At 45.4% G+C, this 1,314-nt stretch carries 2 protein-coding genes; both read left to right on the top strand.

Annotation, left to right across the window (positions count from 1 at the left end; all coding sequences use genetic code 11):
• Nucleotides 1-167 precede the first annotated feature (167 nt).
• The gene (locus tag QRQ56_RS39160; protein ID WP_438747113.1) at nucleotides 168-785 is read left to right on the top strand and encodes a hypothetical protein; all 618 of its coding nucleotides are present in this window, start codon (nucleotides 168-170) and stop codon (nucleotides 783-785) included.
• 152 nt (nucleotides 786-937) lie between these two features.
• Nucleotides 938-1,147 carry a hypothetical protein gene (locus QRQ56_RS39155; protein WP_438747112.1) on the top strand — a complete coding sequence of 70 codons (210 nt, stop codon included), beginning with the start codon at nucleotides 938-940 and terminating at the stop codon, nucleotides 1,145-1,147.
• Nucleotides 1,148-1,314: the final 167 nt, after the last annotated feature.

The following is a 1,314-nucleotide window of genomic DNA, read 5'->3' as shown; positions in this document are numbered from 1 at the left end:
CCCAGTTCTTTCAGAGCGGAGTCGAGCAGCTTGGTAGCTCGCAAGGCTCATAACCTTGAGGTCACGGTACCTCTACGAATCTACTTCTTGGATATGACTGCATAATTTGTTCATCGAATCCTCTTTTGGATTTGGATTGAACTTTCTTTTTATAGGAACTTTGATTTATGAAAAAACCCAATATAAGCGGGTTACTACAGGTCCTTATCATGATGACGGTGGTTCTACCTCTCGGCACCTTCGGAGGTTGGAGACTGTGGGGCTTTTTCTCTTCCGCAAAAACAAGCGCGAGCCCTCCTTCCACAACCTGTGTTATCAAAGACACAGACCCAGTGGAAGAATCCGATACTGCTCGACTCGAGGATGAAACGAGACCAATGGAAGAATCCGATGACACTGCTCTACTCGAAGGGGTACAAGAGAACGAATCTCAGGACCAATCAGGGATTGCCGAACTCGACAATGAGGCGACTCTGGATCTCGATGAGAATCCGCGCCCATCTCCTCTAGTACGCTTAAAAATACTTGAGAGGACCTTAGAGTTCAACAAAACTCTCTTGTCCGAAAAAGAGCGGGCTTTTTTCAAAAGAATGAATCGGATTGGCCTTTGGGGAAACTCCATTCCTAAAAATGGTCCAAAGAACGAACAACTCCGTGGGTGGTTAGACAAAGCCATAAACACTCATAAGAGTGTCATGCTATCCAAAGAAATTCCACGCTTGTACTTCAAGATTTCCCTTTTGGAAAGTGCAAAAGTGAAGCTCCAAGACGAAGATCAAACCTGATTTGATCCATGAAAGGAAAAGCTGGGCAATCAAAATCGGAGCGGAACCATTATGGGAAGGAAAAGTTGGATTCAGAGGGAAAAGAAGAGGCAGAAATTGGAACAGAAATATCATAAGGAAAGTTGCGGCGATGAGTGAGAAATGGGAAATTCATGGAAAATGACAATCCCCACCGCGTTGCACCTACACGACTTCATCGACGTTGTTTGTCGACCGGAAGCGCGAGAGCTAACTATCGATACTTTGGGTTATCCGGGCACATACTTCGTGAAATGGTTCTGTTTGTTGCCAGGGGCAACACGATCAAGTTGGTAAGGATCCAAATATGCTTTCACGTTTTTCTCGATTTCTATGATCCATGATCCTAGAGGGCCCCTTGACCATTCTGTATAAATGGGATATTATTCTATTTGTAGAGTCTAGGGTCAAGGGGCACACCCTTGCCTTCTTTGTCTATTAGTTCCCAGTTCTTTCAGAGCGGAGTCGAGCAGCTTGGTAGCTCGCAAGGCTCATAACCTTGAGGTCACGG

This window comes from Bradyrhizobium sp. U531 (assembly GCF_051710265.1).
Lineage (GTDB): Bacteria > Pseudomonadota > Alphaproteobacteria > Rhizobiales > Xanthobacteraceae > Bradyrhizobium.
This window is presented reverse-complemented; position numbering and strand designations above follow the sequence as displayed.